Annotated in this window: 5 protein-coding genes; 4 read left to right on the top strand and 1 reads right to left on the bottom strand. The window is 31.2% G+C overall.

The window, feature by feature from the left end:
• The 4 genes from AC15TD_RS15205 to AC15TD_RS15190 form a co-directional block, all read left to right on the top strand.
• Positions 1–247, top strand: a 247-nt coding sequence (locus tag AC15TD_RS15205) for a hypothetical protein (protein ID WP_484452993.1), incomplete at its 5' end; no start/stop codon positions are given.
• Positions 248–267: 20 nt separating this feature from the next.
• The gene (locus AC15TD_RS15200) at positions 268–1773 is read left to right on the top strand and encodes a choice-of-anchor Q domain-containing protein (RefSeq protein ID WP_484452992.1); all 1506 of its coding nucleotides are present in this window, start codon (positions 268–270) and stop codon (positions 1771–1773) included.
• An 847-nt stretch (positions 1774–2620) separates the two neighbouring features.
• Positions 2621–3202 carry a sigma-70 family RNA polymerase sigma factor gene (locus AC15TD_RS15195; protein WP_484452991.1) on the top strand — a complete coding sequence of 194 codons (582 nt, stop codon included), beginning with the start codon at positions 2621–2623 and terminating at the stop codon, positions 3200–3202.
• 296 nt (positions 3203–3498) lie between these two features.
• Entirely contained in the window at positions 3499–4302 is an 804-nt protein-coding gene (locus tag AC15TD_RS15190) for an arsenite methyltransferase (RefSeq protein ID WP_484452990.1), read from the top strand.
• Between the two features lie 526 nt (positions 4303–4828).
• Here the strand turns inward: AC15TD_RS15190 and AC15TD_RS15185 are convergent.
• Positions 4829–5575: DUF2254 family protein (locus AC15TD_RS15185; RefSeq protein ID WP_484452989.1), on the bottom strand; the 747-nt coding region annotated here is incomplete at its 5' end.

The raw sequence follows: 5575 nt of genomic DNA, 5'->3' as shown, positions 1-5575 counted from the left end.
AGCTCAAAAGTTTACAGATGAAATGACGGAGGTATTATCCTTAAATAAAGAAGAATCTAAAGCCATTTACGAAATTCAATTGGAGCGCTTTAAAGAAAATAAAGCTATAAATAAAAACTATGCTGATGATCAAGAAAAGAGAAAAGAAGAGCTAAAAAAATTGGGAAATAAGGTTTACAATCAAACTAAAAAGGCAATAGGTGTAGAAAGACAAAAACAATGGAAAGCATATAAATCAAATAAATAATTAACTTAAAGCTAAAAATTATGAAACAAAATATTACTTTTTTATTTTTTATTATTTTCACTCTTGTGCTATCTGCGCAAACTGTCACTATTGAAGGTGGTAGTTCCTATGGCACAATTCAAGAGGCAATAGATGCTTCTGCCGATGGCGATGTGATATTAATCACAGGAACTCATACAGAAGCTATTTCTTTTGGGAAAAGCATTACACTAAGAGGTGTAGACCCTACTACAGATATTATTCAAGAGGCAGCTTCAGCAGTTTCAGACGGCTCTGGAGCTGGGGTTGTTAATGTTATTAGAGGCGGCGATACAGATGTATTAAATGTTACTATTGAAAACCTTGGAATTAGGAATGGTAACAGTGGCGAAAATGGAGGTGGAATTAATGTTGATAAGGTTACAGATAAAATTACACTGAAAAATTTAATCATTGAAAATAACTATTCAGCAAAGAATGGTGGTGGACTAAGCATTGCAGGATCTAATGCAGATGTATTAGAATGTACTATAAAAAATAATTCTTCTACTTTAGATGGTGGAGGGCTTATAGCAGCACCAAACAATGGTGTAACTATCAATAGTACAATCAACATCAATCAATCTTTAATAGATAATAATACAGGTAGAAATGGAGGGGCTATTTATATTAATGGAAACCCTGGTTTTGGAGACAACAACTTAATAAATGTGAATCTAGAAAACAGTACTGTTTCTAATAACAATGCAACGAGTCCTTCTGGTGGTAACGGTGGTGGTTCTATTTGGTCTAAATCAGCAACCTTTACTGGTGCTGGTGCAGGTACAAATATAAATTTACAGTTGGTACATGCAACGTTGTATAATAATAGTCATGTGGCAGCAACAAAACAAGGAATGCGATTTACAGGTACTTCAGATACTAATTTTAGTGCTTATAATTCTATTATTGTAAATGCAGATCTCGTTGCAAACAGGGCTATAAATTTTCTAGGAGCAAATGCTACTAATATTGTAAACTGTATTTTAGGAGGCCTAGAAAATGCAGGACCTTTTCTTAGCATTATAGATGATGCTAATAAAAACAATTTAAAAGGAAGAACTTCAGCACAAGCAGGTTTAACAGGAACTTTAACAGATGAAGGTGGAAACACCCAAGTATTAGCTGTTGTAGATGCTAGTAATGCAGTAGATTTTTGTACTGCTGCTGCGGGGTTAACATTACCCACTATAGATCAAAGAGGAGCTACAAGAACTGGCACGCCTGATGCTGGCGCATTTGAATTTGGAGGTACGTTAGGATTGGGTGATAAAATGTCTAAAAATAATCTTGTTAGAATCTTCCCTAATCCTGCTCAAGAATTTGTTAAAATTAGCGGATTACAAAATATAAAGGTTGTTAGAGTATATTCCGTTATTGGTGCTCTTGAGAAAGTAGTTTATAATCAAAAAGAATTGAATGTTTCAAATCTTTCAAAAGGATTGCATTTGATTACAATTGAAGATGACAATAGTAACATTGCAACTAAAAGGCTTATCGTTAAATAGTTTTGAATTGAACGTTAAATAGCGTGTTTATAAGTATAGATTATTATTTAATAACCCTAAGGTTAACGAAATAGAGTAAAACCTTCATTCTTTTTTGAGTGGAGGTTTTTTGATTAAAAAAACAAATGTAATTTTATAAGAGAATTAGATATTTATTTCAGAAAATGTATTGAGTTTTTTAATGATTTGGTTCGACATTTTTTCTGTTTGTTCTACTCGTTCTGTTATTATTGCATCTTAACACCTAATTTTTATTATAATTTTCCGTTTAAATGTTTTAAAAGTTCTAATATTTGGTTTGAAGTAAGGTATATCTGGTTCGAGTCATAGATATTTTAATAAAGACAATAGAGACTATTATTGGGTTTTTAAATAAACTTGATTTACAAAAAACCTATCTTATAAACTTTAAAATCCGTTTTATTCTAGTAAAAATTAATTGACTAAATTGTATTAAATATTATTAATAATCTGAAAACCAAAAACTGCATACGTTTTTGCATACGATTTTATAATTTGAGGGTGTCTGAGCTCAGTAAAACTGTTGATGAAAAATAAAATAGAGAGTTCATAACCCGAAGCTCACTGGTTTGTTGTTCAAGCTTCCCATTATGGCCCATTTCTTTGAGAAACAAAGAAATGAATCCAGTACCCGCTACTAAAGAGAGAAAGTCAGTATTTTCACCGACTTTCTTTATTTTAGAACTTCCTGTATTGCTTGATATACATGAGATTAAAGAAAATACACTATTGGCTTTGGTCATAACATTTCAAAGCCAAAAACTATTAACAATAAATACTTAAATTTGTATGCCTTTGTATTAAATAATCAATACATATTAAGAATATGACTGAATTAAAAAAATACTCCGACATTTCTTCGCTCTGGCTTGAATATAAAAATGGGTTAAAGTATTATATCTTTAAAAAAGTCAAAAATGAAGAGATAGCAAACGATTTATCTCACGAGGTATTAATGAAGGTTTACAATTCTTGTTGCTCCTCTGTTAATATTAAGAATGTAAGGTCATGGATGTTTCAGATTGCTCATAATACAACAATTGATTATTTAAAAAGGAAAAACAAGTTCACTGACAATGTTCCTGAAAATTATGATAATGATGATTATGATGTTTATCAAGAGGCAAATGAAATTGTCAAACCACTAATGCAATTATTACCTGAAAAGTATGCAATCCCACTGCAACTGTCAGAGATTGAAGAGTTAAAACAAAAAGAAGTTGCTCAAAAGTTAAATTTAAGTTTAACAGCTACAAAAAGTAGAATACAGAGAGCCAGAAACCTTTTAAAAGAGAAAATTATTGAATGTGGTAATCTAGAAAAAGATGAAAAAGGAAATCTAATTTCTTTAGGAATAAGAAGTGATTGTAAACCAATCCAAAAGTCTTTAAGAAAAAAAAATCAATAAATGTTGCATCTTTTTTGAGTTAAAACAGTCTTGGTAGTGATTTTTAATTTATTCATTTAAAACATACACCATGAAAAACACAAAACACTCAAAAAACACAAGCACGTTAGCAACCACTCAAAGAAGTATAAGAGGCTTCTCAACTAGAACAAGATGTAGTGGTACTAGAAGCAGATTTGATTCAAGTCGTAGACTCTGTTAATTGATAACGTAGGAATTAAGAGCCTTCAAATTTGAAGGCTCTTAATTTATTTTAATCTTCATTATTTACAATTAATATTTTAAAATAATTTACAATGGAAAAGCTTTCAATAAACAAAATAAGAGAATCCGTAATGGAAAATTATAAAAATGTGGCCTTATCGAATGGAGTGTTGGAAAATAACGAACCAGAATATTGTTGCACTCCTAAATCAAATAATTATAATAACATTTCAGGTAATTTGGGTTATTCGTCTGAAGAATGTGAAATTGTACCAGACGGCTCAAATTTAGGCCTTGGGTGTGGAAACCCACAAGCAATAGCTGCACTCAAACAAGGAGAGACTGTTTTGGACCTCGGTAGCGGTGGCGGATTTGATTGTTTTTTAGCATCAAAAACCGTTGGTGACACAGGTAAAGTTATTGGGGTAGATATGACCCCTGAAATGATTTTACTTGCAAGGAATAATGCTAAAAAGGGCAATTATATTAACACAGAATTTCGTTTGGGAGAAATTGAGCACCTACCAATAGCAGATTCAATTATTGATGTAATTATTTCTAATTGTGTGATAAATTTGTCTCCTGAAAAAGAAAAGGTTTTTGCTGAAGCTTTTAGAGTTTTAAAACCTTGTGGGAAATTGGCAATATCTGATATTGTCTTATTTAAACCTTTGACTGATGATTTAAAATACGACCCATCACTTTTTTCTGGATGTGTATCGGGTGCTTCATCAATTGAAGAATTAAAAAATATTCTTAACAATTCAGGATTTAATAAAATAAAAATTCAGCCTAAATATAAAAGTAGAGAATTTATAAAAGATTGGGCCCCTGGTAAAGAAGTTGAAAATTTCATTGTTTCTGCAACTATTGAAGCTGTTAAAAAATGTAATTAAACATTTATTAAGTACAGTTTACAAATAATTGTATAATTTGCTTATTTAAAAAATAATTCACAAACTCATTTAGATTCGATAATTCGATGTTTTTCGCTACTACAAACCAGATACGAAAGTGTCTGGTTTTTTTGTGGATTCAATTAAGAAGCTTGCTTAATGAAATGAGAGATATAAAAAATAGATTTGAGTATCAAATCTGGTTTGTTGTTCAAGCTTCCCATTATGGCCCATTACTTTGATAAACAAAGAAATGAATCCAGTTCACGCTACTTTTAGAACCTTCAACCTTTTTGGTTGGAGATTTTTTTTAAATTGAGATAAATATTTAAGGAATCAAATTTCTCTAATTCTGTAATTAGCAGGTTCTATATTTTTTCTTGACGCTCTAATAAAAAGCCGAATAAACCTGGGCTTTTTTTATTTTGTAGACATGCTGTAGCAAAATTGAATTTATTGAATGCCAACTATGGTGAATCCATTTTCTTATTTATAGCTTTTGCTATACAATCCGTCTTTTGTTTTTTTAATAATAGAATAAGCATTCCTTTTTCAATATATCGAGGTCAGGTCTAAAATTTATGGATAATTCCGCTCTATAGTAAGCTTCCTTTGAATATTGCATTGCCAATTGTTTTATATCCTCATGATTTATCGTTTCTATTGATTTAAATACCTTTTGTAATCGTAACATCACTTCTATGTTGTTAGCACCATCTCGGGAAATAGGTCGAAAAGCATCATCAAAAAAATCTATCATTGAAATGTCGGGAACTGTGATGCAATCATAAAGGATGCTATTTTCTTTCTTATTTTCAATGGATTCATTCCATAAAAAAAAGAGCCGTTCATGACTACCAATAATTTGAATAGCAGTTCCAGGATCATTAATTCCTGAGGAAAGGGCTTTACTGGCAATTTCTGTTAGGGCAATAAACCCAAATCTAGGGTCTTCGTCAAACCATCGCGTATCACCAACATGTATAGCATCATTAATCTTCTTTGTTATTTTATCTAAGTCTAAACCCGCAATATTTGTAAAGGATGTAATCGCAAAATTTTTATGAATAAAATCTCCGGGTAGACAATTAAGTTGAATTTTGAAGCCCTTTTCTTTAGCCAATGCTTGTAGAGTTGCTATATCTATATGTTGTACATAGCCAACCGCGTTACTAAGTACTGTTTGTCCGTCTGAAAGAGGCTTCGTGATAGGAAGTGCATTTAGAAAAGGTTGCTTAATATGTTTAGATAAGGATTTAGCGGCAACCGATTC

The sequence above is a fragment of the Yeosuana sp. genome (genome assembly GCF_057126245.1).
Note: the sequence above shows the minus strand (reverse complement) of the source record. Positions and strands in the feature narration are given on the sequence as shown.